This window comes from Nocardia sp. NPDC004711, from assembly GCF_053601595.1.
The window spans coordinates 67,682-88,855 of sequence record NZ_JBSGCB010000023.1; the positions used below are offsets into that span (position 1 = coordinate 67,682).

Consider the following 21,174-nt stretch of genomic DNA (forward strand, 5'->3'; position numbering starts at 1 on the left):
GAAAGTGAGCCGACCATGTTGATTGTCGTGCTGATCGTGCTGATCGCGATCGGGGCCGCCGTGAGTGGCGTGATGCTGGTGTCCTCCCGCCAGAAGACCGCGATCGCGGCCGCCAACCAGGTCGTCCCCGGCACCCCCACCCGCGCCCCCGTCTCCTGGGCGGGCTCGCACGACCCGGAACCGCGCCTGCACCGCCGCCTGCGCGACGCCATGACGGCCCTGCATACCGCCGATGCCCTGGACGACGCCACCACCATCGTGCTGCGCGCCGAACTCGAGCAGGCCGCCCTGGCCTGGGACGACCGCCTGGTCGCCATGTCCGCCCTGCCCGCCGCCACCCGCGGCGACCAGTTGGCGACCGCGACGACGGCGGTGGAATCCATCGAAGCGGCGGTGGCACAGTATGTTTCGGCCGCCACCCAGCGCACCGCCGCCGACGTGAACGCGGGCCTGACCGCTGCCCGGGCGCAGCTAGAGATCCAGGCCGAGATCCGGAAATCGCTCGAGGCGGGCTGAGAGATTCACCCGGCCGGCGAATCCAGTTCCGTCAGTGAGCGAATGACCGTGATCCCGGCGTCCGGGGCGACCCCCGCCCCGCTGCGGACCAGCCAATAGGCCCGCAGCCCGGCATTTCTGGCGCCCAGCGCGTCCCAGTCGTACCTATCGCCGACGTACGCCACCTGCTCCGGCGGCAGCCCGAGCATCTCGCATCCCGCGCGGAAGATCGCCGGATCAGGTTTGGCCGCACCGAATTCGTCCGAGCACAGGATGGCGTCCCCGAAGTGGTGCAGCAGCCCGACCGTGCGCAGCTTCCCGGTCTGGTACAGCTGGGAGGCGTTCGACACCACGCCGAGCGCCCTCCGCCCGGCGAACCGCTCCAGTACCGGCGCGGCATCCGGGAACGCCGACCACGCGGAATCGCGGTGTACCGCATAGCGGGCGAACCATGCGACCGGATCGTCGGTCGTCATGCCCAGGTGCGCGAGAAATCGCTCGGTCCGCACCCGCTGCTGCCCCTTGAAGGTGTGTTCACGGGCCAGGAACCGCGGATACTCTTCCTCCTCGATCGCCCGCCACAGCGCCAACGCCGCCTCCGGCGACTCGACGCGATCCAGGAGCTGTTCCGCCGCGAGATGCCGCAGGAATCCGATCCGCACCGTCGCGGAATAGTCGATGAGCGTGTCATCGATATCGAACAGCACACCGCGAATACTCATGCGCGCGTACCGATCACCACGGTCGCCCCCATGTCCTCACACTCCACGATCCGAGCCGACAGCCCGTACTCCCGCATGATCCCGGCGGCGACCGGAGCCTGCTCCTCGCTCTCCTCCACCAGCAGATGCCCACCGGCACAGAGCCATTCGCCCGCCACGGTGGCAATCCGCCGCAGCACGTCCAACCCGTCCGCGCCGCCGTCGAGCGCCCGCCGAGGCTCGTGATCGCGCGCCTCGGGCGGCATCCAGGCAATGTCCTCCGACGGCACATAAGGCGTATTCGCCAGCAGAATATGCACGCGCCCGCGCAGATCCGCGGGCACGGCGTCGAACAGATCGCCCTCCACGACCAGCGCCCCCACCACGCCGAGATTCTCCCGCGCACAAGCCACCGCCGCAGGCTCGATATCGGCCGCAGTCAGCTCGACCCGAATACCTTCCTCCGCTATTTCTTTCGCGAATGCCAATCCCAGAGCCCCGCAGCCACAACACATATCGAGTGCGATCAGTGTCGAATCCGCGTGAGCGACGGTGGTCTCGACCAGGTGCGTGAGCGTTCGTGGCCGGACGGGCTGATGCTCACCGGCAGCGGTACGGGCAGCAGCGATGGTGGTCCCGGCAACAGCGTTACCGGCCGTGCTGTGGTGTGCGATACCAGCGGACACCGGTGGCCGGATCATGCTGCGGCCCAGGGCGATAGCCTGTTCGACCAGAAAGCTCGTGCGTTGTCGTGGGACGAAAACGCCCGGCCCGACGGCAACCCTGAGGCCGCGGAACTCCGCCCACCCCAGCAGATGTTCCAGCGGGAACCCGGCGATGCGCTGCGTGACAAGCGATTCCAGGTGGTCAGCGTCGGTGGCCGCAGCCAGCAGCAGCGCGGCCTCGTCCTCCGCGAACACGCACCCGGCCGCGCGGAGCCGCGCGACCAGCGTTTCGGTGGCGGAAAGAGTCACCACGTCATTGTGCACGCCCGGACGGCCGCCCCGTTCGAGCGGGGTCCGGGCGTGGGGATCAGCGTTCGGCGGGGAGCAGCAAGGTGCGGGTGGTGTCGAGGTAGATGCCGCGCTGGCTGCTGCGCACGGGCGGCGGCAGCTGCGAGACGAGCTGCTCGAGGGAGGTGGTCGCGCCGATGACCGGCATTCCGGCGACGATGAAGTCGGCCACGGCGCGGCGAATGTGGTTGGGGGAGGTCACCACAATGGCGCTGGTCGCGCCCGCGTCCTTCAGCATCTGCGCGCCGAACAGCGCGTTCTGCACGGTCGACCCGGCGCGGTGGTCGGCCACGATGCGGCTCGCGGGAATGCCGTGCCCGATCAGCCAGCCCTGCATGGCCGCCGCCTCGGTGATCCCGTTCTGCGGATTACCGCCGGTCACCAGGATCGGCGACAGGGGTGAGGCGATCGCCTGCAGCCAGGCCGCCTGCATCCGGTTCACCAGCTCGGGGCGCATGGACCCGTCGGGGAGCAGGCCGTAACCGAGCACCGCGATGCCGGTCTGCGGTCCCGCGATCGCCGGAATCGGATTGGGCAGCGTGCCCACCGCGGCGCCGATGGCCCGGAACAGGGTCCGGGTGTCGTCCGCGAGCCGTCCGTCGATGCCGTTGAGGCGGTTCAGCGCCACCTCGCGGGTGATGATGTCGCCGGTGTAGTCCGACCAGATCGCCTGCAGCGCCAGCGCCTGCGCGTCATCCGGTGATTCACTGAGCAATTGGCGCAGGTCGGCCAGCCCGGCCGCCTCATTGCCGGCGGTGAAATTGTCCTGCGCGGAGTTGTACAGCGCTGCGGGGTTCGCGTGCGCGGCGCCGCTGCCGAGGATGGTGAGGGCGGCGGCCGCCGCCGCGAGCATGAGGGAAAAACGCCTGGCGATCTGCACTGCCGTCGACCTTTCGGGGGTGTCACGCATTGCTTGGTTGCTGGCTATCCACGGAAGTAGCTGGCTATTGGCTCCTATCGAATGGAGACACGATACGACTGTCCACCCTGGTTGTCGGGTATTTGCCGAACTGATTTCGCCGTTTTGCCCGAATCCATCGGGAACGCGCGCGAAGCGTGCGCGTCACGTGTCGTCCCCGGAACGCACCGCCCGCCCGGCCTCCGGTGTGCGCGGGGAGGGCGCGGCCGGGACTCGGGATAAGCTGTGCACCCGTGGATACGACTTCGCTCATCGGCAAGGAACTCGCCGCCGCCATCAACGCCGACACCAAGCAGCGCGCCGCCGCCCTCACCGAGCAGGGCGCCGCCCCCCGCCTGGCCCTCGTGATCCCGAACGACGACCCCGCCAGCGCCTGGTACGTGAAGTCCCTCAACCGTGCCGCCGAGCGCAATGGAATCGCTTGCGAGAACGTCGATCTCGGTGTCGACGCCACCGCCGAGCAGATCCGCGCCAAGCTCACCGAGCTGTCGCAGGACCCGTCGGTGGACGCCATCATGCTGCAGACCCCGCTGCCCAAGGGTGTCGGCCTCGACGACGTCAGCTCCGCCATCGCCGCCGAGAAGGATGTGGACGGCGTCAGCCCGCTTTCACTGGGCCTGCTCGCCGCGGGCCTACCCGGCTTCCCGCCCGCCACCTCCGAGGCGGTCGTGGAACTGGCCAAGTTCCACCAGATCCCGCTCGCCGGCCGGCACGTCGCGGTCGTCGGCCGCTCCAATGTGGTCGGCAAGCCCCTGCTTCAGCTGCTGCTCGCCGAGAACGCGACCGTCACCATCGCCCACTCGCGCACGACCGACCTGCCCGCGGTGACCTCGGCCGCCGACGTCGTCGTCGCCGCGGTCGGCCGCGCGGGCCTCATCACCGCCGACCATGTGCGCGAGGGCGCGGTCGTCATCGATGTCGGCACCAACGAGGACGAGAACGGCAACATCACCGGCGACGTGAACGCGGCCTCGGTGACCGGCAAGGCCGCCGCCCTGAGCCCCGTCCCCGGCGGCGTCGGCCCCGTCACCACCGCACTCCTCATGCGCCACGTGGTCCAGGCCGCCGAGAACGGCCGCTGACAACAGCGAATCAGGGAGCTCTCAGCGCGGGAATCCGTCCGATTCCCCACGCCGGGAGCTCCCTGATCGTGTCCTGACCGGCAATGGTCACCAGTGCGTGGTGACCGGGTCGCCCACGGAGACGTTGTCGAAGTACCACTCGGCGTCGGCGGGGGCGAGGTTGATGCAGCCGTGGCTGACGTTCGAGTTGCCCTGGGAATCCACGGACCAAGGTGCGGAGTGGACGTAGACGCCACCCCAGGTCAGGCGCTCGGCGAACTCCCCGGTGAGCAGGTAGCCCTCCGGATCGTTGAGCGGAATGCCGATGGTCCGGGAGTCGAAGGTGACCGAGCGCTCATGGGACAGCACCGGGAAGGTTCCGACCGGCGTTTCGCGCCCCGGCTTACCCATCGACGCGGGCATGGTGCGGGCGACGCCGTCCACCCAGACCGTGAAGGTGTGCGCCGACATGTCCGCATCGGCGGTGGTCCCGCCATTGGTCTGGAACTTGGCCTGCTCGCGTCCGGCGCTGACCGTGATCGGCGAACGGGCGGGCAGGAGGTTCGCGGGCTGCCACATCAGCTGCCGGTCGTCGATCCAGGTGAAGTGGCCGGCGAGGGAGTCCTGCGCGCGGACGTCGACGGAGCGTTCGGCGGCGGCGCGATCGGTGACCGCGTCGGCGAACTGGACGGTCACGGGGGCGGCGATGCCCACCACCTGACCTGAGGCCGGCGTAATGGCTTGGACGGCTGGGAGATTGGGCGTTTCGAGGGCCGCACCCGCGGCTCCGGTTCCGAACGCGGCCGCCGCGGCGACGAAGCTTGCGACGAACAGGGAGCGAATCGGTTTCCGCATTCTTCCATCCCTTCGAGAGGGTGTGGGGCAGGGTTTCTCAGACTATGACTTGGTCATCAGTCCCATCTGGAAATGTACCCGGTTCGTAACCATTGTCCCGGCGTGGGGGTTATGCGAAGTTCGTATCACCAGGTAGAGGGCCGGAAAATGACTGTGCCCCGTTCCATAACGGAACGGGGCACAGTGCAGGCTGAATTGCGCGGTCAGCGGGTTATGGCCGCGACCACATCGTTGTGCAGGGCATCGGCGCGGGCGATGATCTCCTCGATCTGCTTCAGCACCGGAGCGAACTCGGCGGCGGCCGTGCCGTCCAGCGATGTCACATTGATGGCGATGTTCAGCTGCGAGCTGGCCGCCGCGGACCGGGCGCAGTCGGCCGCCGCGCCGATGTCGGTCACCACGTTGGGGTTGCCGATGGGCAGCAGTTCCGTTGCCAGGGAGACGATTTCGTCGGCCTCGGCGACCACGGCGGCGGGCACCCGGGCGGCCTGCAGCAGCGCGGCGGTGATGGCCTCGCCGCGGGCGGCCTGCTCGGCCTCGGACTCCTTGGGCAGCTTGTAGGCCGCGCCGACCGCGGTGAAGGCGGCGGCGTCGGCGTCGGCCAGGGCCAGGGAGCGCTCGCGGGCCACGTCCGCGGCCGCGATGATGCGGTCGATGACCGGGCGATTCTCGGCATCCTTGGCCCGGGTGGTGTACCGCGCGACCATCGCGACCAGGGCCGCACCCTGGGCCGCGTGCAGCGCCGCGACCGCGCCGCCGCCGGGGGCGGGCACCTTGGCGGCCAGTTCACCCAGGTACCCCCGCAGTGTCGAATCACCGAAGGTGGTGGTGTCCTGAGTCATGAGGGGTGGCCTCCCTTGGCAGTACGGCGAATTCAGGTGATTTCGCCGCTTACCGTACCGGTCGCGGGGCCGTGTGCGGCAACCCGCCCGCTGTCGGTGTGCCGACCGGTGAGTAAGGTCCCGGACATGCGTATCGGACTGTCGATCAATTACACCGACGGCTTCAAGGAGACCGCTGCCGAGGTCGCCGACCTCGAACGGGCGGGCCTCGACATCGTGTTCGTGCCCGAGGCGTATTCGTTCGACGCGGTGAGCGCGCTCGGATACCTGGCCGCGAAGACCGACCGGGTGCAGCTGGCCTCGGGCATCCTGCGGCTCTACACCCGCACGCCCACGCTGACGGCCATGACCGCGGCGGGCCTGGACTACGTCTCCGACGGCCGCTTCATCCTGGGCCTGGGCGCGTCGGGCCCGCAGGTCATCGAGGGCTTCCACGGCGTGAACTACGACGCCCCCATCGGCCGCACCCGCGAGGTGCTCGAGATCTGCCGCAAGGTCTGGAAGCGCGAACGCCTCGAGCACAGCGGCAAGTACTACAACATCCCGCTGCCCGAGGGACAGGGCACCGGCCTGGGCAAGCCGCTCAAGCTCATCAATCACCCTGTGCGCGAGAACATTCCGGTGCTGCTGGCCGCGCTGGGCCCGAAGAACGTGGAGCTGGCGGCCGAGATCGCCGAGGGCTGGCAGCCCATCTTCTTCCTGCCCGAGAAGGCCGACCTGGTGTGGGGCGACTCGCTGAAAGCCGGCCTGGCCAAGCGTGATCCGGCGCTGGGCGACCTCGAGGTGTTCGCCGGCCCCGCGCTCGCCATCGGCGACAATGTCGACAGCTGGCGCGACGGGGTCAAGCCGCACCTGGCCCTCTACATCGGCGGCATGGGCGCCAAGGGCAAGAACTTCTACCACGCGCTGGCCACCAAGTACGGCTACGGCGCCGAGGCCGACCGGATCCAGGAGCTGTACCTGGCGGGCCGCAAGGAAGAGGCCGCCAAGGTGGTTCCGGACGATCTGGTCCGCGACATCAACCTGATCGGTTCGGCCGGATTCGTGAAGGAGCGGATCGCGGCCTTCCGCGAGGCCGGCGTGACCGTGCTGAACGTGGTCCCGATGGCCGGCACCGCGGCCGAGCGCGTGAAGCTGATCGAGCAATTGCGCGAGCTCCTCTGACCGAGCCGTGAACGCCGCGAAGCCGAGTCCGGAATGAACCGGACTCGGCTTCGTCGTCCACGGGTGGCCCGCAGCGGTGTGCGGGCAATACCCTCAGCGCAGCGCGCTGAGCGCTTCGTCCAGGGTGGAATGCAGCGAGAACACCTGGTCCAGGCTGGTCATCTTCAACTGGCGGCTGGTGGCGGGCCCATCGGCCACCACCACGAGGCGGGTGCCCCCGGCGCGCTTGTGGACGCCCACCAGCACCGCCATGCCCGCCGAGGCCAGGAAGCTGACCGGGGACAGGTCGATCACCAGTGCGGCGGGCTTGCCCGCGAGGGCCGCGTCGATCGCGCTCTCGAGGGCGGGGGCGGTCGCCAGATCGACTTCGCCGGTCACGGTGAGCACGGTGGCCTCAGCGTGCGGGGTGACCGAGGTGGTCATCGTCTCGGCGAAAGGATAGCCGTCTCCGGAAGTATTGGTCACGTTTGTTAAATCTGCCATGATCCGTCCGTTCGTGCTGCATCGTCTACCACATCGGTACTGGTTCGGTAGCGGGCGTTATAGCGAAAACCGCAGCTACCGCGCTCTTTCGGAGTCCTCCGAAACCGCCCGCCGAATTTGTGCCGGCGGGCCCAGATTCACATGCGCCCGGCCGCCGAAAATGAAACGGCCATTAGTCGCACCGACATCCGCACTCGGGTGCCCGGACCGGAATTGTCGATGTCGAGCACATCGGTGAGCGCACGCATCATGGCGATGCCGCGGCCCCGGTGACCGGGATCCGCGGGCAGCGGCCGCCACACACCGGTATCGGACACCTCGATGGTGAGAGTGTCCACGCCGCAGTCCGCGCTGAGCCGCACCCGGCCGGGTTCGCCGCCCAGGTACGCGTGCTCGATGCTGTTGCTACAGGCTTCGTTCGCGGCCGCGACCAGATCGACCGCCGTGTCGTGCGGTACCGCGGCGGCGGTGAGCCAGGAACGCAGCGCGCGCCGGATACCGGACAGCTCACGGGCTTCGGCGGGCACGTCCAGGCGCAACGGCCCGGGCGGCTGCCGGTAGACGACCATGGCCACGTCATCGTCGTAGCCGGCGGCGGGCCGCAGCCGCGACAGCACCGAATCGGCCACCTCGCGCGGCAATTGCCCGGCCACGCGCGACAATTCGTCGGCGAGTTCGACGAAGCGGTCATCGATGTCGACCCCGCGCTGCTCGACCAGGCCGTCGGTGAACAGGACCAGGGTGGAGCCCGGAGCCATGGCCGTCGTGGCCTCCGGGCGGCGCGGAATATCGAAGGTGGCCAACGGGACTGCGCGACCGCCCTCCAGCAGCCGGCCGCGCTTGGCGGGCTCGGCCAGCACCGGGGGCATGTGCCCGGCATTGGAGTAGCGCACCAGCCCGCGCACCGGGTCCAGAATGGCCGCGCACACGGTGGTGCACATCGCCCCCGGAATGCGGGAGGCCACCGTGTCCAGTTCGGCCAGCAGCTGGGCCGGGCCGGCGCCGCGCAGCAGCAGAGCCCGTGCGGCCGTGCGCAATTGGCCCATCACCACCGCCGCCGAGAGACCACGGCCGACGCAGTCGCCGACCACGACGCCGATGGTGCCGTCCTCGAGCCGCACCACGTCGTACCAGTCGCCGCCGATCTCCAGCGGAGGCAGGGCGGGCTCGTAGTGCACCGAGAAGCGCGGCGGCAGTTCGATCGGGCCGAGCATGGCGCGCTGCAGGGTGAGCGAGGTGGAACGGGCCTGATCGAAGTTGCGCGCCCGCTGCACGGCCAGGCTCAGATGCCCGACCAGCAGCGAGAACAGCGCCCAGTCACCGGGTGTGATCACGCGTGGCGCGGCGAAGCGCAGCCACAGCGCCGAGTCGCCGCTCTCGCCGAGCGGCGCCACGATGCCCTCCGAACTCGCCGCCCCCTCGGGGATGGCGAACATGGTGCGGCCGGGCTGCAATCGGGCGCGGTCGAGCAGGGCGCGGGCCCGGGCGTCCAGGACGCGCCGGGATTCGCCGCCCTCGGCCGGCTCGGCCTCCCCGCGTCGGCGGATGGGCTGGGTGTCGTGCGGGGCCAGGCCCGCGCCGGTGTACGGATTGTCCTCGGAGACATACAGTTCCGGGCCGGTGTGATGGTTGGGCCAGACCGAGACCACCGCGGCCTCCGCGCCGATAGCGCGCCGCAGTTCCTCCAGGCCGACGGTGAGCACCTCGACCACGCTGGTGGCCGCGCCGACCGCGGTGGCCAGCCGGGAGACCGCCTGGTCGCGGGCCTGGGCGTCGTGCTCGGCGGTCACATCGCGCAGTGTGCCGACGAAAATCCGTTCCCCGTTCTCGGGCTTCACCAGCGAGGACGTCGATACCGCGAGCCAGAGCAGCCGCCCGTCGCGGTGGCGGATGGGCATCACGAAGCGGGCCGCGTCGGTGCCCAGATCCGGGTAGCGCGGTGCCTCGGGCACGGTCCAGGGGTGGGGGAGCGGATACGGAATCCCGTCGGGCCCATAGCCGGTGAGCGCGCCGAACGCCGAGTTGACCTCGACCAGCGTGCCCTGGGCGTCGACGACGAAGAACCCGTCCTGCAGCGACTCCACCAGCGCCGTGCGGAAGGCGTCGCGGCCCGCGAGATCGTCGGCGCGCGAACGCTGTTGCTCGTAGCGCCTGGTCCCGTCCAGGAAGCCGCGGGTGGCGACGTCCAGCGCCGCCATGGTCTGCAGCAGGAACTCCAGCGCCGCCTCGGTGCGGTCGGTGCCGTCGGGCGCGGGCCCGAGGCCCTCGAGTTCGAGCAGCCGGAAGTGATGCTCGGTGAGGTCGAGGATGCTCACGCCCTCCACCAGCGCCCGCCGCCCGAGCTCATAGCCCTCGGCCAGGGTGTTCTGATTGGGGGCGCGCAGGTGCAGCCGGAGCGCGGCGGCGTACGCCTCGCGAAACGCGGCCAGTACCGTACTCACGCTCTGCTCCATGGGCATGAGCGCAGGCCCTGCGTGGTTACGCAAGCTTCCGCCTCCGGGCCTCGACCGCTCATGCCGGGTTCTCGCTCATGGCTTCACACTCGGAATGGGTTGGGAGGGATGGGATTGCCCGCGATGGCGGGCCGCGAGCACGAGCGCGTCGTCGGTGTCCTTGGCGTGGCGGGCCAGGATCTCGGCGGTGATCTCCGCGGTCGGCTTGGACAGGTCGACGGCGTCGGCGAAACTGCTGGTGATGCCGTCGGTGGACATCAGCAGCAGGTCGCCGGGGCGCACGGCCACGGTCTGCGGCTGCAGGTTCGGCGGCAGCAGGTAGCCGACGATGCCGCCCGAGAGCAGGGCCGTGGCGCGGATGGCCGGTTGGCCGGGAGCCGCTGCGACGATGCGGGATTCGACATTGCCGACGCCCAGCCAGTGCACCCGGTCGCGAGAGTCGAACAGCGCCAGCGAGACCGCCGCGCCGCGGGTGTCGGCCATGGCGCGATGGCACAGCAGCAACAGCACATCCAGTGGCTCGGCGCGGTTCTCGGCCAGCACCTGCGCCGCGCGATCGGACGCGTCGGCTGCCGCCGCACCGTGGCCGAGACCGTCCAGTACCGCGAAGAGCACCGAGCCCCCGCCCGCGTCGAGCACGACCGATCGGTCGCCCGAAACCCGTTGCCCGGGCAGTGCGCGACCGGCGACGGCCCATTCGACCGCGCCGATGAAACCGTCCTCACGCACCGGTGGGCACCCACTTCCACATTTCGACGAGGGTGCCTTGTCCCGGCCTGGAATTGATGACCATGCCGTCCATCAGTCGCTTGGCCCCCGGAAGACCCAGTCCCAGACCGCGTCCGGTGGAGAAGCCGTCCTCCATCGCGCGCGGAATGTCGGGAATACCGGGCCCACTGTCCTTGGCCTGCACCACCATCGAGCGCCGGCCGTCCCGATCCTGCACGGCCAGCCGGATCTCCCCGGTGCCCGCGTAGCTCGTGATATTGCGCGCCACTTCGGAAATGGCGGTCGCGATCATGGTGCGATCGGAGAGCGAGAAGCCGAGTTTGGCAGCCAACTCCAGCCCCGCTTGCCGAGCGGTCACGATGTCGTTCGACACGTTCACCGCGATCACCACGTCGTCAGCGGCCACGTTCACGACCGTCTCGTTGGCCTCGGCTCTTGATCTTCTTGTTCAGCCAGGACAGGCCCTCCTCGAGGTCCAGCGCCGTGTGCATGTCCTCGAAGGTGAGCCCCAATTGCACCATCGCGAAAGCGACTTCGGGCTGTAGGCCCACGATGACCGTCTCCGCCCCCCGCAGCTTGGTCATGTGGGCGATGGTACGCAGCGATCTAGCGGCAAAGGAGTCCATTACGTCGATTGCGGTGACATCGACGATGATGCCCTGGGCTCGGTATCTGCTGACGTAGGTCATCAGATCGTCTTGCAGGCGTTCGGTATCCGCGTCGGTGAGCGCTGACTGCACCGACGCAATGAGATAGGTGCCCTGCTTCAGAATGGGTACCGGCATCTGACCCGCCCTGATTACCGTCCGTCGCGATCGGTGACGCGCGACACCTCGTAGCCGAGCAGCCGCTCCGCTTCCTCGATGCCACCCTGGAGGTCACCGACGGCATTCATCTTCGACAGATCCAGGCCGATGGTCACCAGGGTAAGCGCGATCTCCGACGACAGGCCGGTAATGATGACATTGGCGCCCATGAGGCCCGACGCGTCGACGGTCTGCACCAGGTGGTTGGCGACCGTGGAGTCGATCGCGGGCACACCGGTGATATCGATGACGACGACCTTGGCGCGGTTGGCGCGAATGGCGCGCAGCAGCTGCTCGGTGAGCTGACGCGCGCGCTGCGAGTCCAGCACGCCGATGATGGGGAGGATCAGCAGCTGCTCACGCACCTGGAGAACGGGCGTGGACAGCTCGCGAATCGCCTCCTGCTGCTGGCGGATGACACGCTCGCGCTCCTGCACGAAGGACACGGCCACGGTGTTGGCGATGCGGTTCGCGGCCGGTTCGTAGGCGTCGAGCACCAGCTTCAGCAGCTCGAAGTCGGACTGGTACTTCTCGAAGAGGCTGCGCGCCAGCACGTCTCGCAGCAGGAGCACGATGCCGACGACCTCGTCGGTCTCGACTCCTCTGGGGATGATGCGCTCGGACAGGTCGCGCGCGTAGGCCTGCAGGGCTTCGACGCTACCGGTCTCGAGCACCTCGACGTAGTTGTCGTAGACGGAGGTGGCCTCGGAGAAGATCTCCTCGGGCGTCATCGCGGTGAGCAGCTGGGCATCGGTGATGCGACGGGCCCACTCCTCGCGCAGTTCGGTGCGGTTCTGCCGCAGGTGCTCGACGAGCTGCGGAAGCAGGTTGTCGACGGAACCCGCGGGCAGCGAATCCGCCGAGAGACCGATGGACACGTCGGACATGAAAACTCCTGCCCCTTTCGCTAAGGCCAGGTCGGGTGCTCACTTCTACGACCGATAACCGGCCGTGTGCTCGGTGCCGACCGCCGTCGGAAGCCGGTGCCGAGCCTAGTCTTACCCAGTACCCGATGGGTGCCAAACCAAACGCTGGTGGGCTGCGAATTCGGTGTCAGCTGTGCTCGTCACGGGTTTCCGGTCTGCGGTGATGGGTCAGCAGTGTGTCGTAGATATCTGCCAGCGCCGTGAGCTGGCCACGATCGAGCACATCCACCATGTGACGCCGCACACTCTCGACATGCGAGGGAGCGGCGGAATCGAGCACCTGCACGCCCTTTTCGGTGAGGACCGCGGCGGTGCGGCGGGCGTCGTCGGGAATGGATTCGCGGGCGACCAGGCCGCGCTTCTCCATCCGGGTGATCTGATGCGAGAGCCGGCTCTGCGACCACTCCAGCACTGCCGCGAGTTCGGCGAAACTGCGCCGGTGGTCCGGGGCGTCGGCGAGCCGGGCCAGCACGGTGTATTCCACGTAGGTCAGATTGGATTCGCGTAGGGAGTCCCGCCCGACCGCGGCGGCGATGAGGTCGCGGGTGAACACGAATCCCAGCCAGGCGCGCATCTCGACATCATCGAGCCAGCGGGGTTCGGCCACAGTTCCACTCCCGGGTTCCGTTGTCATGCTAAATCCTCCCCGCCGCCGACAAGCGCATCATGCACAGGTAACACCTGCTCGGTTGAAGGTGCAACATGTACCTGTTCGCGGCATCCGGTCGCGGATTGCGGTGTCCTCGACCACGACCCATGGTGCCCGTCGCCGCGTCGTGTACGGCATCGAACGCGCTTGCCGACGAGCGAACATGGCCGGGCCTGGTCATCGGCAGGTGCGCACGGGTCGGTACAGTCACTCTGCTTGAACCGTCGGCTGACCAGCCCCCAGCCCTGCTCGAGGAGTCCGATTCGTGACCGCGCCTGATTTCCTGTACTCGGATCTGCTGCCCATCGGTACGGACGAGACGCCGTACCGGCTGCTCACCACCGAGGGCGTGAGCACGTTCGAGGCGGGTGGGCGTACCTTCCTGCAGGTGGAGCCCGAGGTGCTGCGCATGCTCACCGCGGAGGCGATGCACGACATCAGCCACTACCTGCGGCCGGCGCACCTGGCGCAGCTGCGCAAGATCATCGACGACCCGGAGTCCAGCGGCAACGACCGGTTCGTGGCGCTGGATCTGCTCAAGAACGTCAATATCTCCGCGGGCGGCATCCTGCCCATGTGCCAGGACACCGGCACCGCCATCGTGATGGGCAAGAAGTCCGAGGGTGTGCTCACCGGAGCCGATGACGCGGAATGGATTTCGCGCGGTGTGTTCGACGCGTACACCAAGCTGAACCTGCGCTATTCGCAGCTCGCCCCGATCACCATGTGGGACGAGAAGAACACCGGCAACAACCTGCCCGCGCAGGTCGAGTTGTACTCGCAGGCAGGCGATCCCGCGCACCCGTCCTACAAGTTCCTGTACATGGCCAAGGGCGGTGGCTCGGCCAACAAGTCGTTCCTGTACCAGGAGACCAAGGCGATCCTGAACCCCGATCGCATGCTGGAGTTCCTGGACGAGAAGATCCGTTCCCTGGGCACCGCGGCCTGCCCGCCGTACCACCTGGCGGTCGTCATCGGCGGCACGTCGGCCGAATTCGCCCTGAAGACGGCCAAGTACGCCTCGGCGCACTACCTGGACAACATGCCGACCGAGGGTTCGATGGCCGCGCACGGCTTCCGCGACCTCGAGCTGGAGGAGCAGGTCTTCAAGCTGACCCAGTCCTTCGGTATCGGTGCGCAGTTCGGCGGCAAGTACTTCTGCCACGACGTGCGCGTCATCCGCCTGCCGCGCCACGGCGCCTCCTGTCCGGTCGCCATCGCGGTGTCCTGCTCGGCCGACCGCCAGGCGCTGGCGAAGATCACCCCCGAGGGCGTGTTCCTCGAGCAGCTGGAACGTGAACCGGCGCAGTACCTTCCGGAGCAGACCGACGCCATCCTCGGCGGCGACGTCGTCGAGATCGACCTGAACCGGCCGATGTCGGAGATCCGCAACGAGCTGTCGAAGTACCCGGTGAAGACCCGGCTCTCGCTGACCGGCCCGCTGGTGGTGGCCCGCGACATCGCGCACGCCAAGATCAAGGAGCGCCTCGACGCGGGCGAGCCGATGCCGCAGTACATGCGCGATATGGCCGTCTACTACGCCGGTCCCGCCAAGACGCCCGACGGCTACGCCTCGGGGTCCTTCGGTCCCACCACCGCCGGGCGCATGGACTCCTACGTCGACCAGTTCCAGGCGGCGGGCGGCTCGCACGTCATGCTGGCCAAGGGCAACCGCTCCGCGCAGGTCACCAAGGCGTGCAAGGAGCACGGCGGCTTCTACCTCGGGTCGATCGGCGGTCCGGCCGCGCGACTCGCGCTGGACTGCATCAAGTCCGTGGAGGTCCTCGAATACCCTGAGCTGGGCATGGAAGCCGTGTGGAAGATCGAGGTCGAGGACTTCCCCGCCTTCATCGTCGTCGACGACAAGGGCAACGACTTCTTCGCCGAGACCTCGAAGCCGATCGCCCTGCGCGTGCGCGAGCGGTCCAAGGAACGCGTCTGACGCCAGGAGGCATGCGAATGCGGAGGGCCCACCGGATCGAAACTCGGCACCACCCCGATCCGGTGCCTTCCGCCCGGCGTCGCGGCGGCCGCTACACCGTCCTCGCGCTGGCCGCCGGGGCCGGAATGCTCTGCGGCGCACTGCCCCTCGCGCACGCCGCACCCGCGCCCGGCGTGAGCAGCGGCCCGCTCGCCACCCCGGTCGCGAGCGAAACCGATGGCCTGGACCCCTGGCTGGCGCTGGCCTACAAATTCGCGCTCGCCCAGGCACAGGGACAGGGCGTGCCGCTGTGGATCGTCTCCGGCTACCGCACCCCCGCCGAGCAGGAAGCCCTGTGGGAGGACGGAATTCGCACCTACGGCAGCCCCGAGGCCGCCCGCCGCTGGGTGCTGCCGCCCAGCGAATCCACCCACGTCACGGGCCAGGCCATCGACGTCGGGCCGCGTGAGGGCGCGGCCTGGCTCGAGGCGAACGGCAACCGCTGGGGCCTGTGCCGCATGTACGACAACGAATGGTGGCACTTCGAACTGGCCACCCTCCCGGGCTTCGCCTGCCCGGCCCGCCTGCCCGACGCGAGCAGCCGGTGACCGTGACGGTCGAGCCAGCAGCCAAGTGGATGCGTGCGCAGAGCCCTGACCTATCGACCGCCCCGCGGCGACCGCCGGGAACCCGGAGAGCGGCGGCCGTGGCCGTCCTGGCCAGCGCCGGTCTGATGGGCGGCCCACTCACCGCGGCACACGCTGCCACCCAACAGCTTTCGGACGCGGCACCCACGGCCGACGGCCTGCCCGCAGCCAAGGCCGTCGCCACCACCCCCGACGGACCCTGCCCCGCCCGCCTCCCCGACGCCAGCGACCGCTGACCCCCTCGTCCCACGGGACATAGCACGCCGACACCGAGGGTGAGGCCGCCGCCCTCTCAGCAGTTTTCGACTCTGCGACCACCAATTGTGTTGTGCCCGCGAATCATTGCGGCTCCGGAGTTCGCGGGGACGGCAGCGACGACGCAGTTCGGGTGTCGCGTACCAGCTATAGATCGCAGTAATCGGCATGATCGATATCAAGTCTTGGACACTATAGCTACAGCTCAGGCAAGGTGGAGCAGGTCGGCCCACAGGGGTCGTCGACCCTCGGAGAGGAGTTCCCATGCCGAATCTCGCGGCCGGTCTCGGGCGGTTCCAACGCGATGTCTTCCCCGCCAAGGCCGGGCTGTTCGCCCGCCTCGCCGGTGATCACCGGCCGGGCGCGCTGTTCGTCGGGTGCTCCGATGCCCGCGTGGTGCCGGAACTGATCACCTCCGCCGAGGCCGGGGAACTCTTCGTCATCCGCACCGCCGGCAACCTGGTGCCGCCACACACCCCGGGTGCGGCGGACGGTGTGGTGGCGAGCATCGAGTACGCGGTGGGCGTCCTCGGTGTCACCGACATCGTGGTGTGCGGGCACTCGGCCTGCGGCGCCATGACCGCGCTGTCCGAGGGGCAGGACCTGTCGACCCTGCCCGCGGTCGCGGGCTGGCTGGGGCACGCCGACGCCGCCCGGGCGCTGGTCGACCCCGACATCACCGGTGCCGCAGCGGTATCCGCGCTGGTCCGCCACAATGTGGTGGCACAGCTGGCCAACCTCGCCACCCATCCCGCGGTGGCCCGGGCGCTGTCCCGGCGGACCCTCACCCTGCACGGCTGGGTGTACGACATCGGCACCGGCCGCGTCGAGGCGCTCGGTGCCGGGGGCGAGTTCAGCACTCTCGCCGCCTGATTCCCCGTTCTCTCCGAAATCCGACCTCCGATTTCGCGTCCGCGAAACGGTTTCCCGAAAGGAGGCACCGCCATGGTGCACGCACAGTTCGATCCGACCGCCCGCGAGGCGCTGGCCGATGCCGCCGTCGCCGCCAAGATCGCCAAGGACCTGACCTGGCAGCAGATCGCCGACGCGGCCGGCCTGTCGGTCGCCTTCGTCACCGCCGCGGTGCTGGGCCAGCACCCGCTGCCGGAGAAGTCCGCGCTCGCGGTGGCCGAACTGCTCGAGCTCGACGACGACGCCGCCCGGCTGCTGCAGACCATCCCGCTGCGCGGCTCGATTCCCGGTGGCGTGCCGACCGATCCGACCATCTACCGCTTCTACGAGATGCTGCAGGTCTACGGCACCACGCTGAAGGCCCTGGTGCACGAGCAGTTCGGGGACGGCATCATCTCCGCCATCAACTTCAAGCTCGACGTCAAGAAGGTCGCCGATCCGGAGGGTGGCGAGCGCGCGGTCATCACGCTGGACGGAAAGTACCTGCCGACCAAACCGTTCTGAGGCCCAGCCGCCCGGAGATGACCTGAATGTCCGGAACCGGAAGCTGATCGGTCATGTCCGGGCACCTGGCGGTTCAACTGGTGACCGTACCGTCGCGGCTGAGGGATCACGGCGGACGGAGATGTGATGCTGGAACCACGACTTCGGACCATGTGGCTGGCCAATGCGGCGAGCGGGGCGGCGGCCGTCGCCGTGCGCACGCCGCGCCCGGTGTTCGCCGCCCAGGCGCGGCGGGCGCAGCACGAGGCCGTGGTGGCCTCGGATCTGGAAGTCGTGACGGTGACCGATCATTCGGCCGTCATCACCTGGACGACGCGGACGCGGAACCGGGCGGGGCGGCTGCGGCCCGCGCCCGCCGACACCGAGCTGCGGATCGCTCCCGCCGACGGGCGCGGTGTGCCCCGTGTCCTGGTCTTCGAGGGCATGCGAACGGCGTACCACTATGCCGAGGTCCGGGATCTGGAACCGGGGCGCGCCTATCGATTCGAGGCGTACTCCGACGGGCAGCGCGCGGTGCCCGCCCGGACGCTGGTGACGCGACGGTCCGGAACACCTGAATCCACCGGCATTTTCACCACCTTGACGCCGCCGCCGGGGCGGCTGCTGCGGACCCTCGCCCTGGCCAACGACCTGCACTACGGTGAACCGGCCAGTGGGCTGTTCGCGGGATTCTTCGAAGGGCTGCGGCACAGTACCGACGAGTATCCGGAGTTCATGCTGCAGGCCATGCTGGAGGATCTGCGCCTGCCGGATCGCGGGGCGGACCATCTGGTGGTCGCGGGCGATCTGACCGATTCGGGAACGGCCGAGCAGTCGCGTGGAGTCCGGGACAGCCTGGACCAGTGGGGCAATCTGGGCCGGGATTACTTCGTGTGCAGGGGAAATCACGATGTCCGGCCACCGGAGGAGACCGACCACTGGGGTCAGGTGTTCCATGCCCGGGACCGGCTCGTCGAATACTTCGTGGGTGGCCTGCGGCTCATCGGGCTCGACACCACCCGGGCGCGCGGCGCCGGCGGCACCCTCGACCCGGCGCAGCTGGACCACCTGCGCGAACTGCTGCGCGGCGAACCCGACCGGCCGACACTGATCTTCGGTCACCACCCGGTGACGAGGCATGCGGCGGTGAGCAATCCGGGCGGGCCCGGCTTCGTGCTGGACAGGTTCAACGCGGCCGCGCTGCACGCGCTCTACGCCACCGCGCCCGGGGTGTTCCTGCACCACAGCGGCCACACGCACCGGAATAGGCTGAGCCGCCCCGATTCCGGGATCGGTGTGGAATTCCTCGAGGTGGGCGCGGTCAAGGAGTATCCGGGCGGGTACACCCTGGTGCGGATCTACGAGGGCGGCTATCTGGTGAACTTCTGCAAGACCCGGTCCGAGGCGGCGCGACGCTGGAGCACGCGCACCCGCAGCCAGTACCTGGGCATGCACCCCGATCACGCACTGGGCAGTTTTGTCGATCGCAATCATGTCGTCCGGCGTGATTTCTCCGGCCTGTGCGCGGAGCCCTCGGCGAGTTGACCAGCAACACACCGGTTGACGCACCGGTAGGTCCGGTCAATACGCCCACAGTTCCCGTGCTGTTCGGCATACTGCCTGATGCGAGTGCGCGCCACCCCACCTGGATGACCTACCCAGGCTCGATCGGATATCGCGATGTCCCTTCGTTCACCGCTGTGCGCGCGCCGCGGGTTCGGCATCCTGGGTTCGGCACTTCTCTAGCAACGGAGGCATGGTGGGCAGGCAGGGCGGGCAGTACCGTACGAATCACGGCACACTCCAGCACCAGCGCCCACCCGTTCGCGTCACCCGGCGCCCCGCCCAACCTGCCCCAGATGTCGTATTCGCTACCAGCTGGCTGATTTTCGAACTGCCCACCGCGGTACTGCTGGCCGTCTTCGTCGGCACCGGCTGGCTCGGCTACCTCCAGCACGCCGGCACCCCGGCCCAGCCGCGCTCTGCCGTAGTGGTGCCCGCCGATACCGCCCGCCCGGGTGCTCACTGAGTCGGTTCGGTACCAGCCCCGGCGATCCGACCTGTCGCTCGCGGCCGCCACGATCAACCGCGAGACCGATTGCGCCACCGAGCGTCCGGGTCGTTTCACCAGCCCCGACGCCACGACCAGCGACGGCACCGCGCGCGTCGCGTCACCGGCGCTCGCCGCGATACTGCACCGAAAACCATGTGGCGCACCACGAGCGGGCCAGCGCCCGGTCGGCGCCTGCGGATCTGCTCCGTGAGTGCGTTCAGACGCTCGAGCAGCGCATCGAGGAAGCCCGGGCGACCAAGGAGCTCATCGAGTACGCGCTGAGTGCCCCAGGGCCTTTCAGGACTGCCCGCACGCCGGGAGCGGATTTGTCCCGCATTTCGGACGAAATGCTGGAGTGGTGGATCAGGTCCGGAAAATGACGCGACCCCGGTGCCGCTGGCTGCGGGTCACCGGGGTGCGGGCGGGCGGATCGGCCGAAGCTGGTGCAGCGGCGGCCGATTCGGCGCGAAGGGGGTCAGTCGTCGAGGGAGCTGCCGTTGCGGGAGCGCGACGCGGCGCGGGCGCGGCGGCGGGCGGCCTGCAGTTCGGCGAGTTCCTGCTCGAGGGTCTCGGCGATCCGGAACTGGCCGGTGTCATAGACATTCAGCGGCGGGACCGGATCGGCGAGATCGGCGAGCGGGGAACGCTCGTCCTCTTCTTCGGTCTTGCGGCTCTTGCCGGTGGCGGAGCGGCGCTCCTTGTCGGCGGGTTTCGCGGTGTCCGACTGGCTTTCGGCCCGGGCAGGTCGTGGCTCGACCACCTGGGCTTCGGCATCGACGGTCTTCTCGGGCTCAGCGGGAGCCGCGGGAAGGGCCGGGGTGGGAGTCGGCACCGCCGAGGGGGAAGGGCGGCCGGGCCAGGAGACGACGGTGGGCATGGAGCGGCGGATTTGTTCGCCCGGGTCCGGCAGATCCCGGATCTGGTCCGTGGCACGCACGATGGCCAGACCGTACCGGCCGGCCGCGGCATTGTGGATCAGCAGCGCGACACCGATCATCACCGGTGCGATGGCGTGCACGGCCACTTCATACCAGCTGCCGTTCTTCAGGTACGGGTAGGTGTTGAGCATGACGGTCAGGCCCAGCAGCGCGAACTCGGCCACCACGACCTGCCGGCGGCTGTCGATCACACCCCACTCGGCCACCTTGTTGGTGCCGATCATGATGATTACGAGGCAGACGCTGATCATGCCTTCGAGCAGGTAGCTGAACCAGTACAGCGGATCGCTCGCCCCGCCCGGGGCGATGTTGTGCTGCACGTTGACCGCGGACCAGAGCATGCCGGCCGCGACCACACCGGCGAGCGCACGCTGACTCCACGCCCGATGCTTGTACAGGGACGCCAGTTTGGCGTGCGGGCTCGATTCCCGCCGCTGAGCAGCGATCGCCTTGCGCGCCAGCAGCAAGTCGCGAATGTCGGCCTTCTCAATCTCTATAGTGGTCGTTCGGGCCCGATCGGCCGCTGATGCCGCGGCCTCGGCCTGTTTCCAGCGCTGCGCCCGCTCCTGCTCGCGGATGCGCTCGGCCAGCTCGCGCTCGGCGACGAGCTCGGTCTCCGACAGCGCATCGGTGAGAGCGGGATCGTATTGGTAAGCCAGCCGTCCCCGGGCCTTCTCGACCCGTTGCGCCAGCTGGGTGACCTCGTCCTCGCGCGGATGTTCGATCGTCAATTGGTCCCCCGTCCAGGGAGTCCCGATGGCTGACAGGTGATTCCGGTAGGCACGGAGAACATTTCTAGTCGATACACGCCCAACCGCGAAACTGTTGATTTGCCGATGGTCCAATCCTTACGGCGCGCCGCGCTGCGA

The 21,174-nt window shown here is 68.9% G+C and carries 23 protein-coding genes; 10 read left to right on the top strand and 13 right to left on the bottom strand.

The annotated features are described in order from the left end of the window. Window positions 1–15: 15 nt before the first annotated feature. Window positions 16–516 carry a hypothetical protein gene (locus ACWEKS_RS24010; protein WP_452342139.1) on the top strand — a complete coding sequence of 167 codons (501 nt, stop codon included), beginning with the start codon at window positions 16–18 and terminating at the stop codon, window positions 514–516. Window positions 517–521: 5 nt separating this feature from the next. Here the strand turns inward: ACWEKS_RS24010 and ACWEKS_RS24015 are convergent, their stop codons facing one another. Genes ACWEKS_RS24015 through ACWEKS_RS24025 form a run of 3 tightly spaced genes read right to left on the bottom strand, consistent with a single transcriptional unit; the run spans window position 522 to window position 3,119 of the window. After that, the gene (locus tag ACWEKS_RS24015; protein ID WP_452342140.1) at window positions 522–1,217 is read right to left on the bottom strand and encodes an HAD family hydrolase; all 696 of its coding nucleotides are present in this window, start codon (window positions 1,215–1,217) and stop codon (window positions 522–524) included. Then, window positions 1,214–2,170 (bottom strand): methyltransferase, encoded by a 957-nt coding sequence (locus ACWEKS_RS24020; RefSeq protein WP_452342141.1) that lies wholly within the window; start codon window positions 2,168–2,170, stop codon window positions 1,214–1,216. The genes ACWEKS_RS24015 and ACWEKS_RS24020 overlap by 4 nt, the downstream gene beginning before the upstream one ends. Window positions 2,171–2,228: 58 nt before the next feature. Continuing rightward, window positions 2,229–3,119, bottom strand: a complete 891-nt coding sequence (locus ACWEKS_RS24025; RefSeq protein ID WP_452342142.1) for a YdcF family protein — start codon at window positions 3,117–3,119, stop codon at window positions 2,229–2,231. Between the two features lie 242 nt (window positions 3,120–3,361). Here ACWEKS_RS24025 and ACWEKS_RS24030 point away from each other — a divergent pair, with 242 nt between their 5' ends. Next, entirely contained in the window at window positions 3,362–4,210 is an 849-nt protein-coding gene (locus ACWEKS_RS24030; protein WP_452342143.1) for a bifunctional 5,10-methylenetetrahydrofolate dehydrogenase/5,10-methenyltetrahydrofolate cyclohydrolase, read from the top strand. Window positions 4,211–4,297: 87 nt separating this feature from the next. Here the strand turns inward: ACWEKS_RS24030 and ACWEKS_RS24035 are convergent, their stop codons facing one another. After that, the gene (locus tag ACWEKS_RS24035; RefSeq protein WP_452342144.1) at window positions 4,298–5,044 is read right to left on the bottom strand and encodes a L,D-transpeptidase; all 747 of its coding nucleotides are present in this window, start codon (window positions 5,042–5,044) and stop codon (window positions 4,298–4,300) included. Between the two features lie 203 nt (window positions 5,045–5,247). Beyond that, window positions 5,248–5,886 (bottom strand): cyclodeaminase/cyclohydrolase family protein, encoded by a 639-nt coding sequence (locus tag ACWEKS_RS24040; RefSeq protein ID WP_452342145.1) that lies wholly within the window; start codon window positions 5,884–5,886, stop codon window positions 5,248–5,250. Between the two features lie 126 nt (window positions 5,887–6,012). Between ACWEKS_RS24040 and ACWEKS_RS24045 the strand changes: the two genes are divergently transcribed. Next, window positions 6,013–7,050: an LLM class F420-dependent oxidoreductase gene (locus ACWEKS_RS24045; protein WP_452342146.1), complete on the top strand. Its 1,038-nt coding sequence runs from the start codon at window positions 6,013–6,015 to the stop codon at window positions 7,048–7,050. Between the two features lie 93 nt (window positions 7,051–7,143). Here the strand turns inward: ACWEKS_RS24045 and ACWEKS_RS24050 are convergent, their stop codons facing one another. The 7 genes from ACWEKS_RS24050 to ACWEKS_RS24080 form a co-directional block, all read right to left on the bottom strand. Further along, a complete protein-coding gene (locus ACWEKS_RS24050) occupies window positions 7,144–7,473 on the bottom strand; it encodes an STAS domain-containing protein (RefSeq protein ID WP_452342203.1) in 330 nt (109 codons plus the stop codon). Window positions 7,474–7,670: 197 nt separating this feature from the next. Beyond that, window positions 7,671–9,974, bottom strand: coding sequence for a SpoIIE family protein phosphatase (locus ACWEKS_RS24055; protein ID WP_452342147.1), 2,304 nt, complete (start codon window positions 9,972–9,974; stop codon window positions 7,671–7,673). A gap of 87 nt (window positions 9,975–10,061) precedes the next feature. Further along, window positions 10,062–10,715 (bottom strand): SpoIIE family protein phosphatase, encoded by a 654-nt coding sequence (locus tag ACWEKS_RS24060; protein ID WP_452342148.1) that lies wholly within the window; start codon window positions 10,713–10,715, stop codon window positions 10,062–10,064. Continuing rightward, the gene (locus ACWEKS_RS24065) at window positions 10,708–11,121 is read right to left on the bottom strand and encodes an ATP-binding protein (RefSeq protein WP_452342204.1); all 414 of its coding nucleotides are present in this window, start codon (window positions 11,119–11,121) and stop codon (window positions 10,708–10,710) included. Before ACWEKS_RS24065 ends, ACWEKS_RS24060 begins: the two co-directional genes overlap by 8 nt. Continuing rightward, complete coding sequence (locus tag ACWEKS_RS24070) at window positions 11,111–11,500, bottom strand: STAS domain-containing protein (protein WP_452342149.1); 390 nt, start codon at window positions 11,498–11,500, stop codon at window positions 11,111–11,113. Before ACWEKS_RS24070 ends, ACWEKS_RS24065 begins: the two co-directional genes overlap by 11 nt. A gap of 14 nt (window positions 11,501–11,514) precedes the next feature. Next, window positions 11,515–12,408, bottom strand: coding sequence for an STAS domain-containing protein (locus ACWEKS_RS24075; protein ID WP_354832015.1), 894 nt, complete (start codon window positions 12,406–12,408; stop codon window positions 11,515–11,517). A gap of 166 nt (window positions 12,409–12,574) precedes the next feature. Further along, complete coding sequence (locus ACWEKS_RS24080; RefSeq protein WP_452342150.1) at window positions 12,575–13,081, bottom strand: MarR family winged helix-turn-helix transcriptional regulator; 507 nt, start codon at window positions 13,079–13,081, stop codon at window positions 12,575–12,577. 280 nt (window positions 13,082–13,361) lie between these two features. On the opposite strand from ACWEKS_RS24080, the gene ACWEKS_RS24085 reads away from it, so the two are divergent. The 7 genes from ACWEKS_RS24085 to ACWEKS_RS24115 all read left to right on the top strand — a co-directional run bounded on the left by ACWEKS_RS24085 (window position 13,362) and on the right by ACWEKS_RS24115 (window position 19,343). Further along, entirely contained in the window at window positions 13,362–15,038 is a 1,677-nt protein-coding gene (locus ACWEKS_RS24085; protein WP_354832019.1) for a fumarate hydratase, read from the top strand. Window positions 15,039–15,163: 125 nt separating this feature from the next. Then, window positions 15,164–15,625, top strand: coding sequence for a M15 family metallopeptidase (locus ACWEKS_RS24090; protein ID WP_452342205.1), 462 nt, complete (start codon window positions 15,164–15,166; stop codon window positions 15,623–15,625). A 98-nt stretch (window positions 15,626–15,723) separates the two neighbouring features. Then, window positions 15,724–15,900, top strand: a complete 177-nt coding sequence (locus tag ACWEKS_RS24095; protein ID WP_452342151.1) for a hypothetical protein — start codon at window positions 15,724–15,726, stop codon at window positions 15,898–15,900. Window positions 15,901–16,183: 283 nt separating this feature from the next. Further along, window positions 16,184–16,792: a carbonic anhydrase gene (locus ACWEKS_RS24100; protein WP_452342152.1), complete on the top strand. Its 609-nt coding sequence runs from the start codon at window positions 16,184–16,186 to the stop codon at window positions 16,790–16,792. Window positions 16,793–16,864: 72 nt separating this feature from the next. Next, on the top strand, window positions 16,865–17,335 hold the full coding sequence (gene cynS, locus ACWEKS_RS24105) for a cyanase (RefSeq protein ID WP_364618095.1): 471 nt from the start codon (window positions 16,865–16,867) through the stop codon (window positions 17,333–17,335). A gap of 126 nt (window positions 17,336–17,461) precedes the next feature. Further along, complete coding sequence (locus ACWEKS_RS24110) at window positions 17,462–18,859, top strand: metallophosphoesterase family protein (protein WP_452342153.1); 1,398 nt, start codon at window positions 17,462–17,464, stop codon at window positions 18,857–18,859. 211 nt (window positions 18,860–19,070) lie between these two features. Then, window positions 19,071–19,343 (top strand): hypothetical protein, encoded by a 273-nt coding sequence (locus ACWEKS_RS24115; RefSeq protein WP_379386021.1) that lies wholly within the window; start codon window positions 19,071–19,073, stop codon window positions 19,341–19,343. Between the two features lie 499 nt (window positions 19,344–19,842). Here the strand turns inward: ACWEKS_RS24115 and ACWEKS_RS24120 are convergent, their stop codons facing one another. Beyond that, entirely contained in the window at window positions 19,843–21,036 is a 1,194-nt protein-coding gene (locus ACWEKS_RS24120; protein ID WP_452342154.1) for a hypothetical protein, read from the bottom strand. Window positions 21,037–21,174: the final 138 nt, after the last annotated feature.

Excerpts from the sequence above, each read along its gene's own strand:
- ACWEKS_RS24010 (WP_452342139.1), top strand. The coding sequence starts at position 16 with ATGTTGATTGTCGTGCTGATCGTGCTGATCGCGATCGGGGCCGCCGTG.
- ACWEKS_RS24015 (WP_452342140.1), bottom strand. The coding sequence starts at position 1,217 with ATGAGTATTCGCGGTGTGCTGTTCGATATCGATGACACGCTCATCGAC.
- ACWEKS_RS24025 (WP_452342142.1), bottom strand. The coding sequence starts at position 3,119 with ATGCGTGACACCCCCGAAAGGTCGACGGCAGTGCAGATCGCCAGGCGT.
- ACWEKS_RS24035 (WP_452342144.1), bottom strand. The coding sequence starts at position 5,044 with ATGCGGAAACCGATTCGCTCCCTGTTCGTCGCAAGCTTCGTCGCCGCG.
- ACWEKS_RS24040 (WP_452342145.1), bottom strand. The coding sequence starts at position 5,886 with ATGACTCAGGACACCACCACCTTCGGTGATTCGACACTGCGGGGGTAC.
- ACWEKS_RS24045 (WP_452342146.1), top strand. The coding sequence starts at position 6,013 with ATGCGTATCGGACTGTCGATCAATTACACCGACGGCTTCAAGGAGACC.
- ACWEKS_RS24050 (WP_452342203.1), bottom strand. The coding sequence starts at position 7,473 with ATGACCACCTCGGTCACCCCGCACGCTGAGGCCACCGTGCTCACCGTG.
- ACWEKS_RS24070 (WP_452342149.1), bottom strand. The coding sequence starts at position 11,500 with ATGCCGGTACCCATTCTGAAGCAGGGCACCTATCTCATTGCGTCGGTG.
- ACWEKS_RS24075 (WP_354832015.1), bottom strand. The coding sequence starts at position 12,408 with ATGTCCGACGTGTCCATCGGTCTCTCGGCGGATTCGCTGCCCGCGGGT.
- ACWEKS_RS24080 (WP_452342150.1), bottom strand. The coding sequence starts at position 13,081 with ATGACAACGGAACCCGGGAGTGGAACTGTGGCCGAACCCCGCTGGCTC.
- ACWEKS_RS24090 (WP_452342205.1), top strand. The coding sequence starts at position 15,164 with ATGCTCTGCGGCGCACTGCCCCTCGCGCACGCCGCACCCGCGCCCGGC.
- ACWEKS_RS24100 (WP_452342152.1), top strand. The coding sequence starts at position 16,184 with ATGCCGAATCTCGCGGCCGGTCTCGGGCGGTTCCAACGCGATGTCTTC.
- cynS (WP_364618095.1), top strand. The coding sequence starts at position 16,865 with ATGGTGCACGCACAGTTCGATCCGACCGCCCGCGAGGCGCTGGCCGAT.
- ACWEKS_RS24110 (WP_452342153.1), top strand. The coding sequence starts at position 17,462 with ATGCTGGAACCACGACTTCGGACCATGTGGCTGGCCAATGCGGCGAGC.
- ACWEKS_RS24115 (WP_379386021.1), top strand. The coding sequence starts at position 19,071 with ATGGTGGGCAGGCAGGGCGGGCAGTACCGTACGAATCACGGCACACTC.